Raw genomic sequence first — 22101 nt, forward strand, 5'->3', positions numbered from 1 at the left:
GAGTTTGCCTTGTTTTTAAAGATTTTGTATGATTGGATAAATTTTTAAAAAATTAACAATATGATACTCTGCTGATTTTTTCAACAGTGGATTTTCAAAATAATGAAAATAGTCCTAATAATTTGAAAAGATGCCAGGGGCGGGATTTGAACGCGCGACAGCCCGGTCTTCAGCCGAGTGCTCTCCCAGGCTGAGCTACCCTGGCACTTAGAAAAATCCATTCAATTGAGGAATTAAAGTTTGTCCATTTGACTCGATCTACGATGAATGATTTTCTGGAACAAGTTAATTAGACATAATTATCAACAGCAAGATTGAAGATATCTTGATTCTCAAATAATTTCTCATATTGTCAACATTGGACATTTTAGATGTGAATAAATATAATTTACAGTACTATCATGATATATTTTTTCAGGGTTAATTTTAGATGATTTTCCCATTACAATAAGATCTATTTTATGGGATTTTACAAAAGATACTACACATTCGGAGGCTACAGAACAATTGGAAATTGATACCTTACATTGGATATTTTGTTTTGATGCAATTTCATGTAGTTTTACAGTTTTTTCACACATAGCACTGTGACGTTTTTTAATATTTTTCTTATCTGATTTTGTTTCAAAAAAACCCCATGTTGATTCACGTTCAATACAGGACAAAATTGTAATTTTTGAACAAAATTTTTTTGCTAATTGGATTGCTCCGTCAAAAGCCCTGTCACCAGTTTTGGTGCCATCATATGGTACTAGTATATTATTAAAAGATAATTTCAATATAATCTCTATTCCAAACATTCCCAAAATTAAATCCTACAAAAATAATGGATGTAGAAACCCACATAATTGTTATAGTGCCATAATTTTTCAGAGTTTCATCTTCTTGTTTAATGTTTTTTGTTTTCTTTGTGATGTTTCTAAGCGTTTTTCTTTAGTAGACTGTTCTATCAACTCTGTTTGTTTTTTATTTTTTTCGTTTTTATTTCTAATTCTTTTACATGCTTGTTCAATTTTTTTGTTTTGTTTTTTTCAAATTCTAAAAGAATACCCATGTCTAATGTATCATCAACTTAGATTTTGCAGAAATTCCAATAATGCTAATTATAGAAACCACTAGAATCATCATTACAATTGTTCCAAATTCTGGAACGATTTCCTTATCCATATTTGGATCAAACACCCCTTCAGCAATATCGCTTGAAACGGTAAATTTTAATTGAGTTTTTTCTTTTAAATCTTCTTGACTTGCCTCTACAGTGTATACTCCATCATTAAATTTAGGCATTGGGGCAGTAATCATGTATTTGAATATACCATCACCATCAATTGATACATCTGGTTGATAAACAATATTTCCTGATGGATCATAAACTACTAGTTTTATTGGATTAAATGATTGGAAATCCCCCTCTATAGTTCCCATTATGAGTAATCGGTCAGTTGGACCTACTATTGTATCATAAGATGAAAGTGAAATTTCTGCAAATGCATCAATGTTAAAACTACCAATTGTAAACAGAGCAACCAACAATGCAAAAATACATGTGAATTTTTTATGCAAAACTAGAGTCCTGATGGACTCGGATACTACTACCGTTAATTTGAAGATAATTCAAAAAAATCATTCATATTCATTTGTCTTAACTTGCTATTAAGAAGTTCTTTTAGGTTTAGATTTTTTGAATCAAAAAGGACTGTTATTCAGTAGATGTATGTGACAAATTAGTGGTGCTTACTAAAATTAGAAAAATATTCCAAAACATCAACTAGAGTAAATTGTGTTTTCTGAAAATAATCAATATCGTTCTATGTGTAAAGAATTATGTTCTATGGATCATTCAGATTAGACAGTACTCTTTCCAGATCTTGTTTTTCATATCGTAAACTTTTAGCAGTTACATCATCTTGAACTAGGGTCATCGAGAACTTTTGTAACATATGTTTATTTTCCTCAGAAAGTTTAGATGACAAAATTACGTCTTTTAGAATTTTTGACTGTTGCGCAAGTTTTCTTGAATCAATTTTTGTATCTGAATTTTTTGCTAAGGAAATCTGATTGGTCAACTCATTTCCAATCTCATTTAAAATTTCAGATAATGAATTTGATACAAGTGACATACATTTTACTATCTTTTCTAGTTAATTAACCTGTAAACCATCACATGATACCGCCAATATTTTTAGATACAATGACAAATCTGCTATGAATCCATCTCATAGTAATATCAAAACAAGGTAATTTTTACAATTTTTTCTGAAATATCATGCCTGAGTTTTGAAGTTTTTCTTAAAAAATGTCGATAAAAATTTGTCCCTTTGACTAGATCAGTACTTTATTTCTTCCAATATTCCAGAATTTGCAATCAATATCAAAAGTCTAGTTTTCATTTTCTACTCCACAACCTCAACATTAGTTCTGGTTGCTTCTGCATGTGGAGTGCCTGTAAAGGATTGCCATGCAAATACCTCTATGGTGTAATTTCCAACAGTTTCAGGCGACCAGTAAGTCCCTACAAACTTTGTCTGGTTGACCATTATGACGTCATGATGCCAAGAGCCTACAACCCACTTATCATCTGAATCATGAACCTGAACATACATGACATATTCAAGCAATGGAGGAAAATCGGCAATTCCAGTAGGTCTGGTTACAGTAGCAGTTACGGAATATCGTTCTCCAACCTTAACAGCATCAATTGGAACCAATTCCTGTACTGCAGATGCAACAAATGTTTTTGTTTCAAGTGTCCAAGGACTTTTTCTAATATCTTGCTCAAAAGAAATATTTCCAAACGTGTCGGTATAATTTTTCAAGGCAGATTGTAGTTGAGTGTTGTTTTTGGTTGTCAGTTGTATTTGTTCATTCAAAAGAATATTTTGAGCGTAAAAAAATATGCCAATACCAACAGATATTGTAAGTATGATTATCAAGAAACTAGTTTTCATCGCCAACATACTAGTTTCTCACAGCTATAAGGGGCTGTGCATTAGTTCGAGATTATACCATACAATGACTGATTGTTGAATGAAAATTTGAACCTTAATTTCTGGAATCCATACAATGTTAATCAACAAATGTCGATAAAATTTCTGCTGAAATAAAGCATAAAAAAAAGTTGTAATTTTTACAACATTTTCTGGAATCTCATGCCTGAGTTTTGAAGTTTTTGTTAGTAAAAGCGATGTAAAGTTTGTCTTTTTAGATCTTCCAGAGTATGTCGTCTTTATTTTTTCGCTTGTTGATTAAACGACTAACTACAAAAAGTAAATCAGATAATCTATTAAGATAAATTATGCAATTTGAATTGATTTCATCTTTTTCACTTAACTGAACTACATGAGTTTCTGCCCTTCTAACAATAGTTCTCACATAATGTAATTGGGCAGCTGCATTTTCTCCGCCTGGCAAGATAAAGTTTGTTAAAGGAGGTAATTCTGATTCAAATTTATCAATAGTGGATTCTAAATTTTGAATCATTTCCAATGAAACTCTATTTTTGATATCATTTAGATTAGGGTTTGAAAGATCAGATCCTACTAAAAATAGATCATTTTGAATTAGTGTCAAAAGATTGGCAATATCACTATCCAATGAATGTGTTAAGACAATACCCAATGAAGCATTAGCTTCGTCCACTGTTCCATATGCAATTATTCTAGGGTGAGATTTGGATATTCTTAAATTTCCTTGAACTCCAGTGTTTCCATCATCTCCTGTTTTAGTATAGATTTTCAATAACATTTCATGTCGGAATTACCTATTATGTTATTCGAAAAATATGAAAATTCATTAGTAGAATCCCAAATATACAAAATCAATGGTATTGGATTTTTTAAAAAATGTTGCAAATCTAAAAAAGATATCAAGACAAGGGTGGATTGACAAACTTTCCATAGACAAACCAGAATCAGTTGCAGATCATTCGTTTTCTATGGCACTTATGGGAATGGTAATTTCAGATATTAATAATTATAATTCAGAAAAAATTCTCAAAATGATATTACTTCATGACTTGGCTGAATCAAAAATTGGTGATTATACTCCTAATCAAATAAGCAAAGGAAAAAAGAAAGAATTAGAAAATAATGCGTTTGGTAAAATAATTAAAAATTTACCTGAAAATATACAAATAAAATATTCTGAAATTTGGAAAGAATATCAAGAACATATTTCATCTGAATCAAAATTAGTACATCAATTTGATAGATTGGAAATGGCACTACAAGCCAAAATATACCAAAAGGAAGGTTATTCTGAAGAAAAATTAGAGTCATTTTTTCAATCTGCTAAAAACGATATTGTTGATCAAAAATTAAAAGAATTATTTAAGCAGATTATTAACGACAATTAATTGAACATGCCTGAAAGAAGTAAAGATGAACTAATTGATGCACAAAAACAAGTGATAGGAGTCTTGTTTGAAGTAATTAAAAGATTTCAAGCAAACAATGATCTTGATGAAGAATATTTTAAGATAATTTCAGGAGATGGCAAAAATGAAACTCGTCTTAAAGAAATTATTGATGAAAGAACAGAAAATGCAAAGATTGCAGGAAGACTATTAGAACAGCTGGAAGTTTAAGTTCCACAACCACAATCATCATCAGAAATTATTCTTAGATGTGCAGTTTGCTGATACTTGTCTTGAACATAACTTGAAAGATTAACTATTCTAATTCTAGATTCTCTAGTAGTCCAACTACCTTCGTTTTCAAACCAAAATTCAATTTCATCAATATCGTATCGCTCATTATTTTCAACAAGTTTTTGAAAAATTGATTTAATTTCAGTAACGTCTGATTCTGTTAATTTTGATTTATCTTCCACCATAGTTGTAATCTCATTTAATTTTATGATCACATTATTGGTCAAAGGCATATTATCAAAAAAGATAAGATTCTATAACTATCTTTTGAAGAGACATTGTTTTTATAACAAATCGATAATTTGAGAACATGCAATATTTTCAGGCTCTAAAATTAGGACAAAAACGAGTTGCAGAAGCTAGGGAGTATCTCAATAAATTGACTGATGGACGTGCAATGCCTGCATTGGCTTTATCTGATACAAAATCCAATGTATGGCAACCTGTAGGTGAGGAAAATTTGTATGCCTTTGTAGATGAATCTGCAGGATTTGTATTAACTGACAATAGTGGATACATACTAGCTCTAGTGGACAAAACAGGTGCTTCAAAAACCATCGTGCAAGGAGTCACTCAGCAACAAAAAGAAAAGTTAGAAAAAGCATTCAAAGAAGACAATGTATCAAAATTTGAGGGAAAAGTAATTCTTCCCGTATGAGAATAGCCTTAAAGAAAAACGTAACCTTTAGTTATCATAATATGGTTTGAAATAAAATGAGCAAATTTTCCCAAGAAATACAAGTTAGTGGCCATTTGATTGATTCCTCTATTCTGACTAAGATTTTTGATAAAATTATGGACCTTCATGGAGAATTCCAAGTGGAGGAAATCAGTATTGGTAAAAGAAAAAAAGATCAGTCTTTTGTAAGATTACTTGTTACAGGAAAAAATCAAAAGCATCTAGATGAGATTTTAGAAACTGTGTATAGAGAAGGAGCAGTATCAAAAATACAGCAGGAAATTACATTAAAAAAAGCTCCAAAAAACTATGTCATGCCAGATAATTTTTACAGCACGACAAATAATCACACTCAAGTTTTCTATAAAAAAAAATGGATTCAGGTTGAAAATATGATGATGGACAAGTGTATCGTTGTAAAACAAAACAGGGCATTTTGTGTACCTGTAAGAGATGTAAAAAAAGGAGATCAGATCATTGTTGGTGAAAAAGGAATTAAGATCACCCCTCCTGAGCGTCCAAGAGAAGGAGTAAATGTTTTTGAATTCATGGGAAGTTCAAGTTCCAGTGAACGTCCAACACAACACATTGCAAAACAAGTTGCAGATGACATATACAACACCAAAAAGAATGGGGGAAAAATTGTCATCGTTGGCGGCCCTGCAATTGTACATACTGGTGCCGATGATGCAGTATCCGAATTGATCAGGGCCGGCTATATTGATGGTGTTTTAGCTGGAAATGCGCTTGCAGTCCACGATATAGAATATGCAACATTGGGAACATCTTTGGGTATGAATGTACATAATGCAACTTTAGCATATCATGGACATAGAAATCACATGGATACAATCAATGCAGTATTCAAAGCTGGTTCTATCGCAAATATGGTCAGAACCAAGAAACTGAAAAAAGGAATAATGTATGAATGTATTAAAAATAAAGTTCCATTTGTATTGGCAGGATCAATTAGAGACGATGGACCATTACCTGATGTTATCACAGATGTAGCTGAGGCTCAAAGAGAATATAAAAAAATTGTAAAAGATGCAAGTATGGTAATAATGATTTCAACAATGCTTCACTCTATTGCAACAGGCAATATGCTCCCTGCAAATGTCAAAGTAATTGTGGTGGATATCAACCAACCAACGGTAACAAAACTTATGGATAGAGGAACCTGGCAAGCTTTAGGAATTGTTTCAGATGTTGGAGCATTTTTACCATTAGTTGCAGCACAACTCAGAAAAAAGAAACAATCAAGGTAAAAGTCTAGGGTGTAGCAAATGTATTCCATCTGAATCAAATTCAACAGGATGAATTTGTTCACTATGTTTTACTCCTCGCATTTTTGTAACTTGGATTGTCCTCTCCATGGAATCCCCTGATCTACTATGACGTAGTTGAATTATTCCCGAAGTTACAAACCATTCTAAAGGAATATCATTATGTTCAGAATTTTCAGATAAAATCAAACTAGTGACCCCAAAGTTTTCTAATGCTTGAACCATTGCTTGTAATCCCTGTCTCATACTAAATTTATCAGAGTATTGCAGTGATAGGATTGTAACAGAGTCAATTACTACTCTTTTTGCATCAATTCTTTTAATGCTACTAAGAATTAATTTCGTTAAATGCTCAAACGGTAATTGTTCTCCCCTGTATAGAGAATCATCTTTACCAATTAATTCATCTTGGATTTTAAAGGGTCTTGCATCAACCATCAAAATTTTATCATCAGATATCAGATTGTCAAAATCCCAACCATATGATATGCAGTCATTTTTGATTTCTGAGATATTTTGAGACAATGTGACATAAACACCTGGCTCATCAAAGTCTTTGGCACCTGAATAGAGATATTGTAATCCAAAAGTGGTTTTGCCACTTCCCGGAGGCCCTGAAACAGTAACTGAACGCCCTGCTTTCATCCCTCCTGAAATGACAGTATCCAACCCTGGAATTCCTGTCTTTACTTTGGAGTATGTAGATTCCATATCTATGATGATAAAAGGTAAATTTTCTATATAAAGAGGGGTACTAGTTTGAGTCTGACAAAAATATTTCTAGAATACTACAAATGAATATTCTTGGAATTTGTCCACAACGATTCAAATAATAATTTCATTGCATATACCATAGAATTAGAGTTTGTCCACATAGCAAAGGGTTCATCTGGAGACATGGCATTTTTAGTAAAAAACAACATCTCACAATTATCTTTTAAAATAAAACACAAGTGGTTTTCTATATCATTATGTAATTTTTTTATATTCTTTCTTTCTAAATCATCAAAAATGTATGCGGTTTTGTCTGAACATCCACTAAGCAATCTAAATTTTTGCTTTGATTTAACAAAGGATTCAAGAAAATCTCCGTGGTATAATTTAAGGTAGTCTTTTTCGGAACCTAGAATCAAGAATTCATCATTATGGTTGTCAGTCATTTCTGTTATTTTTGAATGAATTTGATTTGAACCTTGTAGCATTTGGAATTTTTCTTCGACATCTGTATGTAGGGAATCAAATGTAGGGATGTTGTCCCATAACTTTGATAATCCTTGCTCCATTCGTTCAAGAGATTTTACTCGCTCTTTTTCAGAATTTACTAAAATCCAAATAGCTTTCTCTAATGGTAATGCAGTGAATTGGATGGGGTGTTGAAACGTAGCAGAAACAATACCTTTGTTTTGTAATGCTGAAAGTAAATGATATGTTTCAGTCCTGGGTAATTTCAAAGATTTACAAACTTCTGGAGCAGTCTTTGAGCCATATTTTCCAAGATAAATGAAAACTTTACTTTGATTTGACGTTAATCCAAATTCCAATAATTTTGTTTGAACTTTTTCTACTGATAGTTTATACTCGTACATTTTAGAATCAGGGGCTGAGTCAAATACCGATGCTTGAATGTTATCTTTCACCATCTTTTTTCAGGATCCTCATTAAGAAATCACTAAACTATATTGTAGTAAAGCTAAATTTGTTAGATCGACTTGATCGTTTTTATCAATTTTTACCATAAAACAGGCTCAACTTAGGCATAAATTATGAAAATATTTTGTTATTTTGATTTTTTCTATCAAAATAGTGCTTATTCTTAGATCTCTGTAACATTAAATCAATACAATGCTGATTTTTTCACATGTATGATGACATCTAGAAAAACATAGCCTCAATTATTATTCTGTTTTTTGAATGAATAATTAAAAATTTGACTAAAAGAAAAGTCTTTTTCATTTCATTTCAAATATAGTTCAATAAATCAGAAATTACTAGATGGAGTTATTCACAGATTATCATATTATTGGAATGAGTCTGGCCGTTGTCATGTTGGGAGTTGCATCAGTAATTGATGTATGGAAAAGAGAAATTCACGATTATTTTTGGATTATCTTTGGAGTAATTGGATTTTTACTCATATTCTTGAGCTCTGATCTAATTTCGGATTTATTCACATTAGGATTTGCCTTAATCATAGCCCCAATTGTAATAATAATGTGGAGAGTAGGATTCTTTGGAGGTGCTGATGCGTTTGCATTAATCGCATTAGCAGTAATTGCTCCAATGGCCACATTGAGTGAAAACCCAATAACTCCATTTACAACATTGTCCAACGCAGTTATACTATTTGTAATTCCATTTGTTGTAAATGTTTTAAGAAATGTAATAGCTCAAATTAAAGGTGAAAATATTTTTGAGGGTTTTGAAGAGACTACAGGAAGAAAAATAATTGCAGCCCTAATGGGATACAGAGCAAAAAATCCAAAATTTGCCTTCTCCATAGAAAAAACAAAGAAAGGGAAAAAGAAACTAAATTTGAAATTACATCATGCTGAAAATCAAGACTTTTGTACAAAACCCGATACCTGGATCACTCCTGGAATTCCCTATCTTTTACTAATTACAGGTGGCTTTTTAATTCAATTATTTTTTGGAGATATTCTCCTAGGCAGATTTTTAGGTTTGTAGTGATAGGCTCAAAATATACTATGTAATACTAAATTACATACATCTGTTAATGTAAAAATTAAACTCATACTTTCTTAATGGATGGGGATAAGGGGAAAACATTTACAGAAACCGTGGAGAACACCATTAGTAAACTAAATCTTATGATAATAGATTACTATTTTTCTGCTAATGAAACAAAAATTTACTTATTTTTAAATAAAAACAGCATAGAAACGGCCTCCGAAATATCAAAAGCGATGAATATTCCAAGAACAGAAACTTATAGATTATTATCATCATTACAACGAAAAGGCGTAGTATTTTCAACATTTGGGAAACCTACAAAATTTAGTGCAGTTGCCATTGATGAAGTATTGGAGATCTTATCAAATAAAATTAGAACTAAAATTAGTCAATTGGAGGCAGAAACAAGAAAGAATCATCTAACAATTGATAATAGATGGGAATAACAAAAAATAATTTTATGCATTTAACTATTACTTAGAAAAAAATCGAATGAATGATACGCTCGTTTTAAATCAAAAAAATAGTTTATTTTTTGTATGATGGGCAAAAAACTATCTCATTACACTGTAGGGCTATTTTCATTGTTAATTATCATCAACACAACTCCAGTATTTGGTGAAGTTACTAATCTTCAAGTAAATTCTAATTCATTTTATCAAGGAGATCAAATAACATTTTCAGGAAATGTTGAGAAAGATTCAGTAGGTCTAGTGACAATAGTTATTCGTGATCATAATAATGATTTTGTACAATTAATACAAGCAATAATCAACCATGATGAATCATTTGAAAAAATTATCAAAATCAATGACAATTTTTCTGAACATGGGATGTACAATGCAACTGGATTTATTCTCAATATGACTAAAGGTGTTACAACTAGTTTTGGTGTTTCATTAAATGGTGTGCCAATTAATTTAGAAATTAGTGAGGATAAAAATGAAAATCAAATTAATGAAATAATTGATAATATTGAAGAAATAGAGGAAATCCCAATCAACATGTATGCGGATTTTGTTGATCCAAACAAAGATCCTCAATACTATATTGATAGATACTACAATGAGGTAGCATACAAGTCATGGTTTGACAGAAACTATCCGGGATTAACTATAGAGGAAGCAGTAAATCCCAATGGGAATGATATCAATTCTGTAGTACACGAATTAATTGATCAAGAAATAATTCCAGAGGCAGAGGCATCATCAATTGTTCAAGACATAAAAACAAAAGATGGTAATTCAGAAATTGCAGAGATTTCGCTTGCAATTGCAAGTATAGCAATATTATTTGGTGCAGTGATTGGAATAAAGAAAAAAGTAGATACCAATACAAATCAAATTTCAATCAACAAAGATGTTATTAGAAAGAAATTGATTCAGCCAATTATTGGAAACAATCCTAAAGAAATTTTACAAATAAGATTGGCAAAAGGGGAAATTAATTTGGAAGATTATGAGAAATTAAAATCCAAACTAGATTAACTAGTATTAATTAAAGAATTTTTTTGATTTAGGGAATTATTCAAAGATGTTTTTTTGATATTTTCAAAAAACTTTGTAATCATATCTATTCCTGCCACTACTTTTGGGGCATTATTTTTTACGAATTCTTCTTTTTCAGAAGCAGTTATGGGTTTCTTGTCAAGATAATTTTGATAAACTTTAGAACCATCATAATCAACATAAGCGATTCTTGCGCTAAAATCAGTTCTTTCTAAAACCAGGCTATCACCCCCCACAATTGCAGTGTGGTATGGATGGATGATCAATGATTCAGATAATTTCTGAGATGTAAAAATTTTGGCTTTTTGTAAATCTGTTGCGTAATAATTGAAATCGGCCAAAAGATAGAATGTTGCATCAGGTTTAGTGGCTACGACTCCTTCAATTGAGGACAATGCTTTGTATGTATATTCACCCATTATTTGATGAATGTTACGAGTAATCTGAAAATATTCATCCATTTCTTTACTTATTTCAAACCCTGCCACTGCAGCATGTTGGATTGGAGTTGAAACTGCAGTATATTCAGTTGCAAGAATCTTTTTGAATTGTGTTTTAAGATCTACTGCATGCTGTGGAAAAACCACATACCCTAAACGATAACCTCCCGCAGCATGTGATTTTGATAAACCATTTGTTACAAATGTCCCTTCAGGGTAAATCTTGCCCATACTAACAAATTTTGAAAAATCATATGTTGTCTGTGCATAAATTTCATCGGAAATAACTGTAATATTTTGCTCTCTACAAACATCAGATATTTCTTCTAACTCTAATTTGTCATAAAGCAACCCTGTAGGATTATTTGGGTTGTTCAGAATCAATATCTTTTGTCGATCATGTAATCGTAATGCAAGTCTTCTTAAATTATTGGGGGATATTTTTTTGTTAGATCTAGTTGGCAACATATGGTAATTTTTCTTTAAAAATCTAATTTGTGGTAGATACCCTAACCAAGCAGGCGTTGGCAAAATTACTGTCCCATGTAAAATCTCTAAGAGATTAAAGATTAATTCTTTTGTTCCAGGTCCCACATGGATTCTTTCTGGTGCAACATCCATTCCAAAATAATGTTTGTTGTATTTTGATATGGCATTACGTAGTTCTGGAATTCCAGAAATTGGAGCATAAGCTCCCTTGTCAGCATTTTTCACTAGTGCTTCTTGAATTAATTTAGGCACAGGGAAGGGAGACTGACCAAATGCAAAACCATAAAATCCAAAACTACATTCTGGATGGGGGCAATCTGAATGAAATTCCTGTAAAAACGTGTTTAATTTGAGATTTTCTGGCATCTCAATGTCTTCTACTTGTTGATCAACTACAAATTTCAATAATTTTACTAATCTGAATACAATTTAGATGCTTCGCGTGAAATAGTGAATATCAACAAGTGAGATTAAATCAACCTAATTTTGTAATTTCATCTAAAACATTTGGATTTTCCAGAGATGACAAATCCCCCATATCCAATCCCAGTAATTTTGATTTTAATAACCGACGCATTATTTTTCCGGTTCTAGTTTTTGGTAAATCTGACAGTTGAAAAACAAATTTAGGCTTTGCAACTTTGCCAATCTTTTCAGATACAAAATTTGATATTTCTGATTCAAGATCTGTTTCGGAGTTATTATCTGTAACAAAAAATATTACAATTGCCTCACCCGTTATCTCATCAGGGATTGCAATGGATGCAGCATCAGAAATTTTTTCATGAGAAATAACTGTTTGTTCGATTTCAGCAGTACTCATTCTATGTCCAGATACATTGATCACATCATCAGTTCTACCACGCATATACCATAAATTATCCTCATCAACATAGACATAATCTCCATGAAACCAAGTGTTTTCAAATCGTGACCAGTAAGTTTCAATGTATCGTGCATCATCATTTAACAATCCTCGAGTCATTGCAGGCCACGGGGATTTTATTACTAAATACCCATTTTCATTTCTTACAGTGTTACCATCATCATCAAATACATCTAGATTCATACCCGGAACAGGAATTCCTACACTTGATGGTTTTAACTTCATTCCAGGAAAAACTGATAACATGGCACCACCAATTTCAGTTCCACCAGATAAATTCATTATGGGAATTTTTTTGTTACCCACTTTATCAAAAAGCCACCACCAAGAATCTTCATCAATAGGTTCCCCTGTTGTAGGGATGTTTTTTATTTTATCTAAAGAAAATATTTTTCTAGGCTCTACATTATTTTTTTTGAATAATCGTACTGCCGTAGGAGATATCCCAAAAATGGATACATTGTACTCAGATAAAATTTGCCAGATTCTATCAGATGTGGGATAATCTATTGCACCATCATAAATTACTGCACTAGCCCCCATTATCAAAAGCCCATAGACATTCCACACTTGGCCTGTAATCCATCCGATATCTGCAGGCCAGAATAATATGTCATTCTCATGCGTATCTATTAGGTATGCAGATTGATGTCCTGCAAAAACGGAAAATCCACCATGACTGTGAATTACTCCTTTAGGATTACCTGTAGTTCCCGAAGTATATAGAACAAACAAAGGATCTTCTGAATCCATTATTTCAGTATTACATGAATCGCTCTGCATGGACATAATTTTTTCAAACGATACAACATTTTCAGATTCTACATAATCATCAATTCCTTTGTATGAAACAAGGATTGTTTTTTCTACATTGGTGTTTTTTATCGAAGTTTCCATTATCTCTTTTTGAGAGACAGGTTTTCCTTTACGAAAAAACCCATCTGAAATAAATAAAATTTTTGCCTTACAATCTTGTAATCGTATATGTAATGATTGTGAGCTATACCCAGAGAAAATTGTAGTTTGTATAGCCCCAATCTTAGATGCAGCAAGAATTGCCAATATTGCCTCCTCAATCATTGGAAGATAGATTGCAATCACATCCCCTTTTTTTACCCCCATAGATTTTAGACCGTTTGCAAGTTTTGATACTTTAGAATCTAATTCAGAATAGGAAATTTTAGAGGTAGATCCATCTTCAGATATAAAATGATATGCGATTTTTTGGGGATGTATTTTGACAAATTTTTCAACAGAAGATTTGTAAATGTTTGTCTTACCATCAACAAACCATTTTGACCATGCAATACCCTTTGAAACATCTAATGTTTTTGTATACGGTTCATCCCAAACTATTCCTATATCTTTATCAACAGATTCCCAAAACCATTCTAAATCTATTTTGGCTTTTTGAGATAATTCTTCCAATGTGGATATTTCATGTTTTTTCATAAATTGAAAAATATTAGATTCTCTGATTTGTTTATCACTTGGAATGAATTCAAAATTAGACAAGATTCAATCTTTAGAAAACTAAAGAGTGTAAAAAGATTTTTAGATTTACGATATATCTATTCCCAAACGTCTAGCACATGCAATTGCTGATTTACCATCATCTTCCGATATCCCTGCTTTTTGGAATTTTTCAGTCCAATTTGATTCAGCATTCATAGTGTTTTCAAGATAATATTCTCTTAAAATCACGCCTATTTCTTGCTCCAATCTCAATTTAGTTGCATCATTCATACCTTTTTGAAGAATAGATGCATCAGAAGTTGCAAGAATTTTGATAAATTCTATATCTTCCAAAGATAATTCAGTCATGAGATTCCAATTTCTTTTTTTAATAAATCCAATGTTAGTGTAGGATCTGCTTTTCCTTTTGTTTTTTGCATGACCTTTCCTACCAAATAGTTGATTGTTTGGGGATTGCTTTTTGCTTGTTCAACAGCTTGTGACTCTTCAGAAATTACTTTTTGAATAATGCTAGATAGTTCTGAAGCATCAGAAACATTTCCTAAATCTAATTCAGAAATAATCACAGGTAATTCTTTTCCAGTTTTAACAATTTCACATAATGCATTTTTAGAAGAATTTTTAGAAATTTGTCCTGATTGAATTGACTCAGCTAATTCCTTTAAATGAGTAGCAGTAAGTTTTGATGATTCACGTTTTTCTCTTGTATCAACTAGGCCCATAAGATCAGTGGTGATAATATTTGCTATTTCTTTAGCAGTTGTTTCAGTGTGTGACTTTTCAAATAAATCTGAATAAAATTTGTCAGAAGATAATACATCAGCAACTTGGGCTGGAATATTATACTTTGAAACATACCTCTCTTTTTTAGAACTTATACTTTCAGGCATTTCTAATTTTAATTGTTGTTTAATTTGAGGATCAATTGCTATCCAGGGTATATCACCTTCTAAGAAATAACGATAATCAAGTTCTTCTTCTTTAGAGCGAGAAGAAACAGTAATTTTTCTTTTATCATCCCAATGGCGTGTTTCTTGTATGATTGGAATATCACGAGAATTCAAACTTTCTTGTCGTGTTATCTCAAAATGAACCGCTTTTTCTAAATCATGAAAAGACCCAATATTTTTAATTTCAACTTTTTTACCTCCTTTAATTGAAACATTTGCATCAGCTCGCATTGCACCCTCTAAGCTAGGATCTGCAACACCTAAATTCTCCAATAAATCAGACAAAATATTTAGAAAATCTCGTACTTCTTTGGGCGTCTCAAAATCAGGTTCTGTAACAATTTCTACCAGAGGAGTTCCTGCACGATTATAATCTACAAGTGTAATTTGGTTTTTTGATGAACTTCCCTCGTAAATCAGTCTTCCAGGATCCTCTTCTAACTGAATTCTGGTAATTCTAATTTTTTTATTGCCAACCATTATGGAACCAGTGCCACCAACACTCGTATCACCATAAATGTTAAGCTGTGTTATTTGAAAATTTTTTGGAAGATCAGGATAGAAATAGTTTTTTCTAAAAAAAGCAATTTTATCAGGAGTAGAGCAGTTTAGAGCCATGGCAATAATTGTGGCTTTTTTCACTGCCTCTTTGTTTAATCTAGGCAAACTTCCAGGCAATCCCATGCATATAGGACAAATGTTTTCATTAATTTCAAACTCTCTATAGTTTGCTTTACATGAGCAAAATAATTTACTTTGTAAATTTGTCAATTGACAGTGAATTTCTAATCCTATCATAGTCAAAATGGGGTCTCCGGTAGAGTGACAGTCTGTTCTAATGCATAAGCTGCTTGAAGTAATAATTTATCCTGATTTGAATCTGCAAGAAGTTGAATTCCAATTGGCAATCCATTTGAATGTGAGAAAGGTATTGAGATTGCAGGTTTTCCTGTAAGATTTGCAGTTACAGTGTTAATATCTACAAGAAATAATGAAACAGGATCATCAATTTTTTCCCCAATCTTAAATGGAAGTATTGGTACTGTTGGTGCAATCAAAAGATCAAATTTCTTAAACGCCTTATTAACTTCTTTTGTAAGTTTATTTTTTACTTTTAATGCCTTTAGAAAATATTTTCCTGCATGGCCTGCTGAAGGAACAAATCCACCAAGAATCATTCTCCTTGTAACTTCAGGACCAAAGTTACGTCTTGCTTTTGAAATGTATGAATTAAATTCATAACCTTCAACTGGGAAATCATAACCATATCTCAAATTATCATATCTTGCAAGATTACTTCCTGCTTCTGTTGCAGTAATTGTATAATATGCTGCTACCGAATATTTTACCATGTCAAGAGATACCTCTTCACAAATTGCTCCTAATTTCTCCAGTTTTGATATGGCCTCTTTTGTAGCAGATAATACTGCAGGATCTATCCCATTCCCAATCATCTCTTGGATGATGCCTATTTTTTTCCCTTCAATACCGGAATCTATGCCTGAAAGATAGTCTTCATTGTTGTTATCAATTGTTGTATTGTCATTAGGATCAATTCCAGAAATTAAATTTAGAAGAAACGCTGTATCTTTAACAGTTCTAGTAAGAGGTCCAATTTGCTCTATACTATTAGCATATGAAATTAAACCAAATCTACTAATCAATCCATATGTTGGTTTGTATCCAACTGTTGAGCAAAAACTTGCAGGATTTCTAACTGATCCGCCAGTATCTGAACCAAGGGAGGCCACACATTCAAAGGCACTAACAGATACAGCACTACCCCCAGAAGAACCACCTGGGACATATTCTGTATTCCAAGGGTTTTTGCTAGGGCCAAATGCACTAAATTCTGTAGTTAACCCCATTGCAAATTCATCCATGTTAACTTTTCCAATAAATATCGCATCTTGCTTTTTTAATTTTGTAATAACTGTAGCATCATATGGAGCAACAAAATTTTCTAACATCTTAGATGCGCATGTAGTTTTGCTTCCCTTTATACACAAATTATCTTTAATTGAGATTGGCATTCCGAAACAATCGCCAACTTTTTTACCAGATTTTATTTTTTTATCGATTTCTCTTGCCTGATCAACCGCATCGTCATTTACAGATAAGAAAGCATGTAGTTCATCATCAACTTTTTTAATTTGATCAATAGTTGAAACAACAAAATCTTCCGCAGAAATATTTCCATTTTTTACACCTTGAATGTAATCAAGAGCAGAGATTTTTAGATTCATGAAGACATCTTTGGCGCTCTAACGTATGTTCCTTTATAGTGATTTAATTTTTCAATTAGTTTTTCAGGAAATGAGAGGTATTCATCGTCACGTAAATTTGAAATTGAAATTTCTTGCATGGAAATTTCTTCTGATTCAACTCCGGCAGAATCTAAAATGTCAAAATAACTAATCATCGTATTTACTTTCTCAACATATTCTTTATGATCATCAATAGTAATTTTCATTAATTTTGAAACATGTTCTATTTCTTCTTCAGTAACCATTCAACACACCTACGGTGTTAACCTGTCAACATCTCTTGGATAAAATGTTACATCTCGAATATTTTCCGTGCCTGTAAGCGCCATAATGAGACGTTCAAGTCCTATTCCACAACCTGCGTGTGGCGGAACACCATAATCAAACGCTCCTAAATGATATTCAAATGCATCAGTTTTCATACCTTTATTCTTCATTCTCTCGGAAAGTTCATCTCTTTTTTCAATTCTTGTACTTCCTGAAGATAATTCTAAATCACCATACATTAAATCAAAAGATTCAGAAACTTTGGGATTTGATTTACTATCCTTAACATAGAATGGTTTTGGTGCAAGAGGCCAATCTTTGATAAAATAGAAACCTTCAAGGCCTATTTTTTTCAAATTTGAAGGATAAAGATCATCGCCCCACTCTGTTTTTGCCCCAGCTTTTTGCATTTTATCAACTAATTCATCATACGAATATCTTGGAATGGTTTCAGGAATTTTAGGTATTGTAAATTCAACATTTGAATTATTTTTAACATAGTCATTTACTGTCTGAATTGAAATTTTTATGATGTCTTCAATTCTATTCATCACATCATTATAATCAACAAACGCCTCTTCCAAATCAATAGATATCGCTTCAGCAAGATGTCTGTTTGTTCTTGAGGGTTCTGCTCTAAAAATAGGAGCAATCTCAAATACTTTTTCAAAACTCATCGTTAACTGCTCTTTATACAATTGCGGACTCTGAGCTAAAAATGCTTCTTTGTTGTAATAAAATATTGGAAATAATGCAGCCCCCCCTTCAGTCGCGGTTGCAATCATTTTTGGAGTATTGATTTCAATAAATTTTTGATTGGAAAAGTAATCTCTAATTGATTCTAAAACTAAACTCCTTGTTTTGAAAATATGTTGCAATATAGTTCTCCTAAGATCAATTGGCCGTACCTCAAGTCTAGTATCAATATTTTTCACAGTTTTTGCAGTTGGCTCAAAGGGAGGAATTTTTTCAACATTTGAAAATACTCTTAGATCTGTGGGGATTATTTCAAATCCACTAGGTGCTTTTTCAGAAGATTTTACATTTCCAGTAACAGCAATAGATGAATGTGATTTTAGAGAAGAGATAGTCTCACGTATTTCATCAGGGCAATCTCCTTTTTTAGCTACTACTGAAATTTCTCCATTTTTGTCACGAATCGTTGCAAAACTGATATTTCCATGCCCTCGTACAGTCAAAACCCATCCCATAACTGTAACCTGCTTTCCATCCATTGAAGAGGCAATTTCATCAGAGTAATGTGATCTACGTAAATTTCCTAATTCAGTTTCTATCATAATTTACTTTATTGCATATTTTATGGTGTAATTAATTTTTACACGTAAGAATGAATAATTTTCATAATGCTTATAGCCAACAGGAATTCCACATCAAAATAAGATGAATATCCTAATGGGACTCGTTATTGCCATGTTTATTGTTACTGCAGTGTATGTCGGATATCACGCAATGCAGCAACCTGTAGAAGAGGGAGAAGGGCATAATATTGAACTAGAATTCTTAAACGAAAATTCAGGAATAACCCAAGCACTTTACAATACCATAATATTCAAAGTAATCATATAATTTCTTTTAAATTAGATTTACATTAAATTACCAATATTTTCTTAGAAGGTTATGTCTTTGAATGATAAAGAAAAAATGATAGCAATTATCTCAAATAGCATAGCCGTATTTTCACTTTTACAAGAAAGGAACAGTCTGCCCAAAAATACCACCATGTATGATTTTATTTTAAAAGTAGTCCCAGCAGATATCAAACAAGAATTGAATATTGAGTTGATTGACGAAGTATTTCAATACGTATCATCCGCACATAGTTCATAAGGTACAAAATCTAATCAATTACATCGTTGGTAGCCATAGCAACACTAGGATCTCATTGTGCATTACAGGTACTAAAAGGTGCTAAAGATGAAGGGCTTAAAACTATTTTAGTGTGTGAAAAGAAACGTGAAAAACTTTATCGAAGATTTCCATTTATCGATGAATTAATTCTAGTAGACTCTTTTAAAGAAATTTTAGAACAAAAATGTCAATCCATTTTAGAAGAAAATCAAGCTGTGTTAATTCCTCACGGTACATTAATTGCTCAAATGAGTTCAGAGGAGATTGAATCCATCAAGACCCCCATATTTGGAAACAAATGGATTCTACGATGGGAGTCCGATAGGGAGATGAAAGAAAAACTAATGAGAGAGGCAAAACTTCCAGTTCCAAAACCAGTCACAGAGCCTCAGGATATTAAAAAATTAGTTATCGTCAAAAGACAAGGTGCTGCAGGGGGTAAAGGATACTTTATGGCTGCAAATGAGGAAGATTACAATACAAAAAGAAATCAATTGATTGCAGATGGCATTATTTCAAAAGATGAAACATTATACATCCAGGAATATGCGGCAGGTGTTTTAGCATATTTGCAATTTTTTTATTCTCCATTAAAAGATGAATTAGAATTTTTTGGAGTTGATCAAAGACACGAATCAGATATAGAAGGTCTTGCCAGAATTCCTTCAGAACAACAACTAAAATCAACCAAAGTCCCATCCTTTAATGTAATTGGAAACAGCCCACTTGTTTTAAGAGAATCCCTTTTAGAAGAAGTCTACAATATGGGAGAAAACTTTGTAGAAGCATCAAGAAGAATGGTATCTCCTGGAATGAATGGCCCATTTTGTATAGAAGGTGTTTATGACGAAAATGCAAAATTTACATCTTTTGAATTTTCAGCAAGAATTGTAGCTGGCACAAATATCTACATGGATGGATCACCCTACTATTCACTTTTGTTTAATGAATCAATGAGTATGGGGAAAAGAATTGCAAGAGAGGTGAAGATTGCAGCAGAAACAAATCAATTAGAAAAAATTACCACATAGAAATTATTTTGCGGAAACTTCCATACCGTGCTGAGATTTTATGATGTATTTGTCTCGAATCTTCACACTAACCCAATCTATGATTAACACTGTTACTAATACAACAATCATAAAGATTGCAGCTTTTCCATACTCAAAGAATTTGATATAATTGATAATGTAAAATCCTATACCGCCAGCTCCCACAAGTCCCAATATGCTTGTTTGACGAACATTGTAATCAAACATGTATAGTATTTGACTAAGAAGATGAGATGCAGATTCAGGTATGACGACATTTCGAATCAATTGAAATTTTGAAACACCTATAGAATTAATTGCATCCATGGGATCCGAATCTATAGTCTCAATTACCTCATATTGTAATTTTGCAATAAATCCAATTGTGTACATGATTATAGCTAAAACACCTGCAAATGGACCCAATCCAACCATGATCACAAACAATAGTGCCCAAAGTATAGATGGAAATGTTCTAGTGGCTGCCAACAATGCTCGTGTTGGTGCATAGACATACTTGCTGTTTAAATTTCGTGCAGCCAACATACTAAGAGGCAATGCAATTGCAACACCCACAACAGTTCCAATAAACGCCATCTGAATTGTTTCAAACATTGCCCAAAGTGCAGTAGGGATATACTTTGGCTCAACTTGAAGCATTTCATCTACAACTATGGCAAGATTAGGCAATCCGTCCACAAACTCAATTGGATTTGCATCTACATTATATGACGCAACAACTAGTAACGCAACAATTATTCCAATAATGATATTATTTTTTGGAGTCATCAGCATACATCTCCATAATTTCATCATTGTTCATATCACCTGTTTGAAAATCAACAATAGTGTCACCTTCAACACCAATTTCTAAAATTTTTTGTCCTTCCTTAATCACAGCAACTCTATTTGCATATTCTAATGCAAGTTGTATATCATGATGTACCATAATTGCTGTAAGATTCATTCTTTTTTGAGCTTCAGTAATCAAATCCATAATCTCACGTGAAGTTACATGATCTAATTCTGAAACAATTTCATCAGCTAACAAGATAGTTGGTTTTTGCATCAGTGCTCTAGCAATTGCTACACGTCTTTTTTCACCGCCACTTAACATGTATGCTTTGCGATTTTCCTTCCCTGTTAATCCGACTTGAGTAATAATTTTCATTGCCTCTTTAATTTCATGTTCAGGAAATTTATTCAACAATGATTGAATTTTATTTAATCGTGGTAGTGCACCAAGCAAAATATTTTCAAGAACTGTACTATTTTTTACCAATCCTAGGCTCTGAGGAATATAACCTATAGTATGCATCATTTTTTTAAATTTTTTATTATTGATATCAGGTGATACATAATCAATTTTGATAGTGCCTTTGCTTGGAATCATCATACCATTCATTAATTTGAGTAATGTAGATTTTCCAGAGCCTGATTGGCCTACAATCGAATAATTTGTCCCTCTATCAATAGATAAGTTAATTTTCTCAAGTGCAAAATTTTTAGAATCATAAGATGTAGAGACATCATTCATTTGAATAATTTTATTCGTAGAAATTAATGAAAAAGAGGGATTTTTGATCATCTGAATTTGTTTCATTTCAAGATGAC

Annotated in this window: 27 protein-coding genes and 1 tRNA gene; 10 read left to right on the top strand and 18 right to left on the bottom strand. The window is 32.2% G+C overall.

Annotated features, from left to right (window positions below):
• Nucleotides 1–131: 131 nt before the first annotated feature.
• From ACW9W3_RS04020 to ACW9W3_RS04045, 6 genes are all read right to left on the bottom strand, one after another.
• Nucleotides 132–205, bottom strand: a tRNA-Phe gene (locus ACW9W3_RS04020).
• A gap of 139 nt (nt 206–344) precedes the next feature.
• Nucleotides 345–779 (bottom strand): universal stress protein, encoded by a 435-nt coding sequence (locus ACW9W3_RS04025; protein WP_457764874.1) that lies wholly within the window; start codon nt 777–779, stop codon nt 345–347.
• Nucleotides 780–1056: 277 nt separating this feature from the next.
• A complete protein-coding gene (locus tag ACW9W3_RS04030; RefSeq protein ID WP_457764875.1) occupies nt 1057–1563 on the bottom strand; it encodes a PEFG-CTERM sorting domain-containing protein in 507 nt (168 codons plus the stop codon).
• A gap of 266 nt (nt 1564–1829) precedes the next feature.
• Nucleotides 1830–2120 (bottom strand): hypothetical protein, encoded by a 291-nt coding sequence (locus tag ACW9W3_RS04035; RefSeq protein ID WP_457764876.1) that lies wholly within the window; start codon nt 2118–2120, stop codon nt 1830–1832.
• Nucleotides 2121–2393: 273 nt separating this feature from the next.
• Nucleotides 2394–2957 (bottom strand): hypothetical protein, encoded by a 564-nt coding sequence (locus ACW9W3_RS04040; protein WP_457764877.1) that lies wholly within the window; start codon nt 2955–2957, stop codon nt 2394–2396.
• Between the two features lie 244 nt (nt 2958–3201).
• On the bottom strand, nt 3202–3738 hold the full coding sequence (locus ACW9W3_RS04045; RefSeq protein WP_457764878.1) for a cob(I)yrinic acid a,c-diamide adenosyltransferase: 537 nt from the start codon (nt 3736–3738) through the stop codon (nt 3202–3204).
• An 82-nt stretch (nt 3739–3820) separates the two neighbouring features.
• On the opposite strand from ACW9W3_RS04045, the gene ACW9W3_RS04050 reads away from it, so the two are divergent.
• Together ACW9W3_RS04050 and ACW9W3_RS04055 are read left to right on the top strand one after the other, a co-directional pair.
• Nucleotides 3821–4354, top strand: coding sequence for an HD domain-containing protein (locus ACW9W3_RS04050; RefSeq protein WP_457764879.1), 534 nt, complete (start codon nt 3821–3823; stop codon nt 4352–4354).
• A gap of 6 nt (nt 4355–4360) precedes the next feature.
• Nucleotides 4361–4585 carry a hydrolase gene (locus tag ACW9W3_RS04055; protein WP_457764880.1) on the top strand — a complete coding sequence of 75 codons (225 nt, stop codon included), beginning with the start codon at nt 4361–4363 and terminating at the stop codon, nt 4583–4585.
• On the opposite strand, the gene ACW9W3_RS04060 is transcribed toward ACW9W3_RS04055, so the two are convergent.
• Nucleotides 4582–4833 carry a hypothetical protein gene (locus ACW9W3_RS04060; protein ID WP_457764881.1) on the bottom strand — a complete coding sequence of 84 codons (252 nt, stop codon included), beginning with the start codon at nt 4831–4833 and terminating at the stop codon, nt 4582–4584. The genes ACW9W3_RS04055 and ACW9W3_RS04060 overlap by 4 nt on opposite strands.
• 125 nt (nt 4834–4958) lie before the next feature.
• Here ACW9W3_RS04060 and ACW9W3_RS04065 point away from each other — a divergent pair, with 125 nt between their 5' ends.
• Nucleotides 4959–5306, top strand: a complete 348-nt coding sequence (locus ACW9W3_RS04065; RefSeq protein ID WP_457764882.1) for a hypothetical protein — start codon at nt 4959–4961, stop codon at nt 5304–5306.
• Nucleotides 5307–5362: 56 nt separating this feature from the next.
• Nucleotides 5363–6595 (top strand): ornithine cyclodeaminase, nickel-pincer nucleotide-dependent, encoded by a 1233-nt coding sequence (locus ACW9W3_RS04070; protein WP_457764883.1) that lies wholly within the window; start codon nt 5363–5365, stop codon nt 6593–6595.
• Here the strand turns inward: ACW9W3_RS04070 and ACW9W3_RS04075 are convergent.
• Both ACW9W3_RS04075 and ACW9W3_RS04080 read right to left on the bottom strand, forming a co-directional pair.
• Entirely contained in the window at nt 6587–7324 is a 738-nt protein-coding gene (locus ACW9W3_RS04075; protein WP_457764884.1) for an RAD55 family ATPase, read from the bottom strand. The genes ACW9W3_RS04070 and ACW9W3_RS04075 overlap by 9 nt on opposite strands.
• A 77-nt stretch (nt 7325–7401) precedes the next feature.
• Nucleotides 7402–8253 (bottom strand): TrmB family transcriptional regulator, encoded by an 852-nt coding sequence (locus tag ACW9W3_RS04080; protein ID WP_457764885.1) that lies wholly within the window; start codon nt 8251–8253, stop codon nt 7402–7404.
• Between the two features lie 385 nt (nt 8254–8638).
• On the opposite strand from ACW9W3_RS04080, the gene ACW9W3_RS04085 reads away from it, so the two are divergent.
• The 3 genes from ACW9W3_RS04085 to ACW9W3_RS04095 all read left to right on the top strand — a co-directional run bounded on the left by ACW9W3_RS04085 (nt 8639) and on the right by ACW9W3_RS04095 (nt 10791).
• Nucleotides 8639–9298, top strand: coding sequence for an A24 family peptidase C-terminal domain-containing protein (locus tag ACW9W3_RS04085; RefSeq protein ID WP_457764886.1), 660 nt, complete (start codon nt 8639–8641; stop codon nt 9296–9298).
• A 77-nt stretch (nt 9299–9375) separates the two neighbouring features.
• Nucleotides 9376–9750, top strand: a complete 375-nt coding sequence (locus ACW9W3_RS04090; RefSeq protein ID WP_457764887.1) for a TrmB family transcriptional regulator — start codon at nt 9376–9378, stop codon at nt 9748–9750.
• Nucleotides 9751–9843: 93 nt separating this feature from the next.
• Nucleotides 9844–10791 (top strand): SHOCT domain-containing protein, encoded by a 948-nt coding sequence (locus tag ACW9W3_RS04095; protein WP_457764888.1) that lies wholly within the window; start codon nt 9844–9846, stop codon nt 10789–10791.
• Here ACW9W3_RS04095 and ACW9W3_RS04100 read toward each other — a convergent pair.
• From ACW9W3_RS04100 to aspS, 7 genes are all read right to left on the bottom strand, one after another.
• A complete protein-coding gene (locus tag ACW9W3_RS04100) occupies nt 10788–12146 on the bottom strand; it encodes a pyridoxal phosphate-dependent aminotransferase (RefSeq protein WP_457764889.1) in 1359 nt (452 codons plus the stop codon). The genes ACW9W3_RS04095 and ACW9W3_RS04100 overlap by 4 nt on opposite strands.
• A gap of 70 nt (nt 12147–12216) precedes the next feature.
• Nucleotides 12217–14142, bottom strand: a complete 1926-nt coding sequence (locus ACW9W3_RS04105) for an AMP-binding protein (protein ID WP_457764890.1) — start codon at nt 14140–14142, stop codon at nt 12217–12219.
• A gap of 45 nt (nt 14143–14187) precedes the next feature.
• Complete coding sequence (locus tag ACW9W3_RS04110; protein WP_457764891.1) at nt 14188–14451, bottom strand: hypothetical protein; 264 nt, start codon at nt 14449–14451, stop codon at nt 14188–14190.
• A complete protein-coding gene (gatB, locus tag ACW9W3_RS04115; RefSeq protein ID WP_457764892.1) occupies nt 14448–15857 on the bottom strand; it encodes an Asp-tRNA(Asn)/Glu-tRNA(Gln) amidotransferase subunit GatB in 1410 nt (469 codons plus the stop codon). Before gatB ends, ACW9W3_RS04110 begins: the two co-directional genes overlap by 4 nt.
• Complete coding sequence (gatA, locus tag ACW9W3_RS04120) at nt 15854–17299, bottom strand: Asp-tRNA(Asn)/Glu-tRNA(Gln) amidotransferase subunit GatA (protein WP_457764893.1); 1446 nt, start codon at nt 17297–17299, stop codon at nt 15854–15856. Before gatA ends, gatB begins: the two co-directional genes overlap by 4 nt.
• Nucleotides 17296–17565 (bottom strand): Asp-tRNA(Asn)/Glu-tRNA(Gln) amidotransferase subunit GatC, encoded by a 270-nt coding sequence (locus tag ACW9W3_RS04125; protein ID WP_457764894.1) that lies wholly within the window; start codon nt 17563–17565, stop codon nt 17296–17298. The genes gatA and ACW9W3_RS04125 overlap by 4 nt, the downstream gene beginning before the upstream one ends.
• Nucleotides 17566–17574: 9 nt before the next feature.
• Nucleotides 17575–18885 (bottom strand): aspartate--tRNA(Asn) ligase, encoded by a 1311-nt coding sequence (gene aspS / locus ACW9W3_RS04130; protein WP_457764895.1) that lies wholly within the window; start codon nt 18883–18885, stop codon nt 17575–17577.
• A 103-nt stretch (nt 18886–18988) separates the two neighbouring features.
• On the opposite strand from aspS, the gene ACW9W3_RS04135 reads away from it, so the two are divergent.
• Genes ACW9W3_RS04135 through ACW9W3_RS04145 form a run of 3 tightly spaced genes read left to right on the top strand, consistent with a single transcriptional unit; the run spans nt 18989 to nt 20487 of the window.
• Complete coding sequence (locus ACW9W3_RS04135) at nt 18989–19174, top strand: hypothetical protein (protein ID WP_457764896.1); 186 nt, start codon at nt 18989–18991, stop codon at nt 19172–19174.
• A 51-nt stretch (nt 19175–19225) separates the two neighbouring features.
• Nucleotides 19226–19435 carry a hypothetical protein gene (locus ACW9W3_RS04140; RefSeq protein ID WP_457764897.1) on the top strand — a complete coding sequence of 70 codons (210 nt, stop codon included), beginning with the start codon at nt 19226–19228 and terminating at the stop codon, nt 19433–19435.
• 26 nt (nt 19436–19461) lie between these two features.
• The gene (locus tag ACW9W3_RS04145) at nt 19462–20487 is read left to right on the top strand and encodes a DUF1297 domain-containing protein (RefSeq protein ID WP_457764898.1); all 1026 of its coding nucleotides are present in this window, start codon (nt 19462–19464) and stop codon (nt 20485–20487) included.
• Between the two features lie 3 nt (nt 20488–20490).
• Here ACW9W3_RS04145 and phnE read toward each other — a convergent pair whose 3' ends face one another.
• Nucleotides 20491–21276, bottom strand: coding sequence for a phosphonate ABC transporter, permease protein PhnE (gene phnE, locus ACW9W3_RS04150; protein WP_457764899.1), 786 nt, complete (start codon nt 21274–21276; stop codon nt 20491–20493).
• Complete coding sequence (locus tag ACW9W3_RS04155) at nt 21260–22090, bottom strand: phosphonate ABC transporter ATP-binding protein (protein WP_457764900.1); 831 nt, start codon at nt 22088–22090, stop codon at nt 21260–21262. The genes phnE and ACW9W3_RS04155 overlap by 17 nt, the downstream gene beginning before the upstream one ends.
• Nucleotides 22091–22101: the final 11 nt, after the last annotated feature.

The sequence above is a fragment of the Candidatus Nitrosopumilus sp. bin_68KS genome (genome assembly GCF_054095825.1).

Coding starts and splice junctions, on each gene's coding strand:
- ACW9W3_RS04035 (WP_457764876.1), bottom strand. CDS start 2,120: ATGTCACTTGTATCAAATTCATTATCTGAAATTTTAAATGAGATTGGA.
- ACW9W3_RS04040 (WP_457764877.1), bottom strand. CDS start 2,957: ATGTTGGCGATGAAAACTAGTTTCTTGATAATCATACTTACAATATCT.
- ACW9W3_RS04050 (WP_457764879.1), top strand. CDS start 3,821: ATGGTATTGGATTTTTTAAAAAATGTTGCAAATCTAAAAAAGATATCA.
- ACW9W3_RS04055 (WP_457764880.1), top strand. CDS start 4,361: ATGCCTGAAAGAAGTAAAGATGAACTAATTGATGCACAAAAACAAGTG.
- ACW9W3_RS04060 (WP_457764881.1), bottom strand. CDS start 4,833: ATGGTGGAAGATAAATCAAAATTAACAGAATCAGACGTTACTGAAATT.
- ACW9W3_RS04065 (WP_457764882.1), top strand. CDS start 4,959: ATGCAATATTTTCAGGCTCTAAAATTAGGACAAAAACGAGTTGCAGAA.
- ACW9W3_RS04070 (WP_457764883.1), top strand. CDS start 5,363: ATGAGCAAATTTTCCCAAGAAATACAAGTTAGTGGCCATTTGATTGAT.
- ACW9W3_RS04075 (WP_457764884.1), bottom strand. CDS start 7,324: ATGGAATCTACATACTCCAAAGTAAAGACAGGAATTCCAGGGTTGGAT.
- ACW9W3_RS04080 (WP_457764885.1), bottom strand. CDS start 8,253: ATGGTGAAAGATAACATTCAAGCATCGGTATTTGACTCAGCCCCTGAT.
- ACW9W3_RS04085 (WP_457764886.1), top strand. CDS start 8,639: ATGAGTCTGGCCGTTGTCATGTTGGGAGTTGCATCAGTAATTGATGTA.
- ACW9W3_RS04090 (WP_457764887.1), top strand. CDS start 9,376: ATGGATGGGGATAAGGGGAAAACATTTACAGAAACCGTGGAGAACACC.
- ACW9W3_RS04095 (WP_457764888.1), top strand. CDS start 9,844: ATGATGGGCAAAAAACTATCTCATTACACTGTAGGGCTATTTTCATTG.
- ACW9W3_RS04110 (WP_457764891.1), bottom strand. CDS start 14,451: ATGACTGAATTATCTTTGGAAGATATAGAATTTATCAAAATTCTTGCA.
- gatA (WP_457764893.1), bottom strand. CDS start 17,299: ATGAATCTAAAAATCTCTGCTCTTGATTACATTCAAGGTGTAAAAAAT.
- ACW9W3_RS04125 (WP_457764894.1), bottom strand. CDS start 17,565: ATGGTTACTGAAGAAGAAATAGAACATGTTTCAAAATTAATGAAAATT.
- aspS (WP_457764895.1), bottom strand. CDS start 18,885: ATGATAGAAACTGAATTAGGAAATTTACGTAGATCACATTACTCTGAT.
- ACW9W3_RS04135 (WP_457764896.1), top strand. CDS start 18,989: ATGAATATCCTAATGGGACTCGTTATTGCCATGTTTATTGTTACTGCA.
- ACW9W3_RS04140 (WP_457764897.1), top strand. CDS start 19,226: ATGTCTTTGAATGATAAAGAAAAAATGATAGCAATTATCTCAAATAGC.
- phnE (WP_457764899.1), bottom strand. CDS start 21,276: ATGACTCCAAAAAATAATATCATTATTGGAATAATTGTTGCGTTACTA.
- ACW9W3_RS04155 (WP_457764900.1), bottom strand. CDS start 22,090: ATGAAACAAATTCAGATGATCAAAAATCCCTCTTTTTCATTAATTTCT.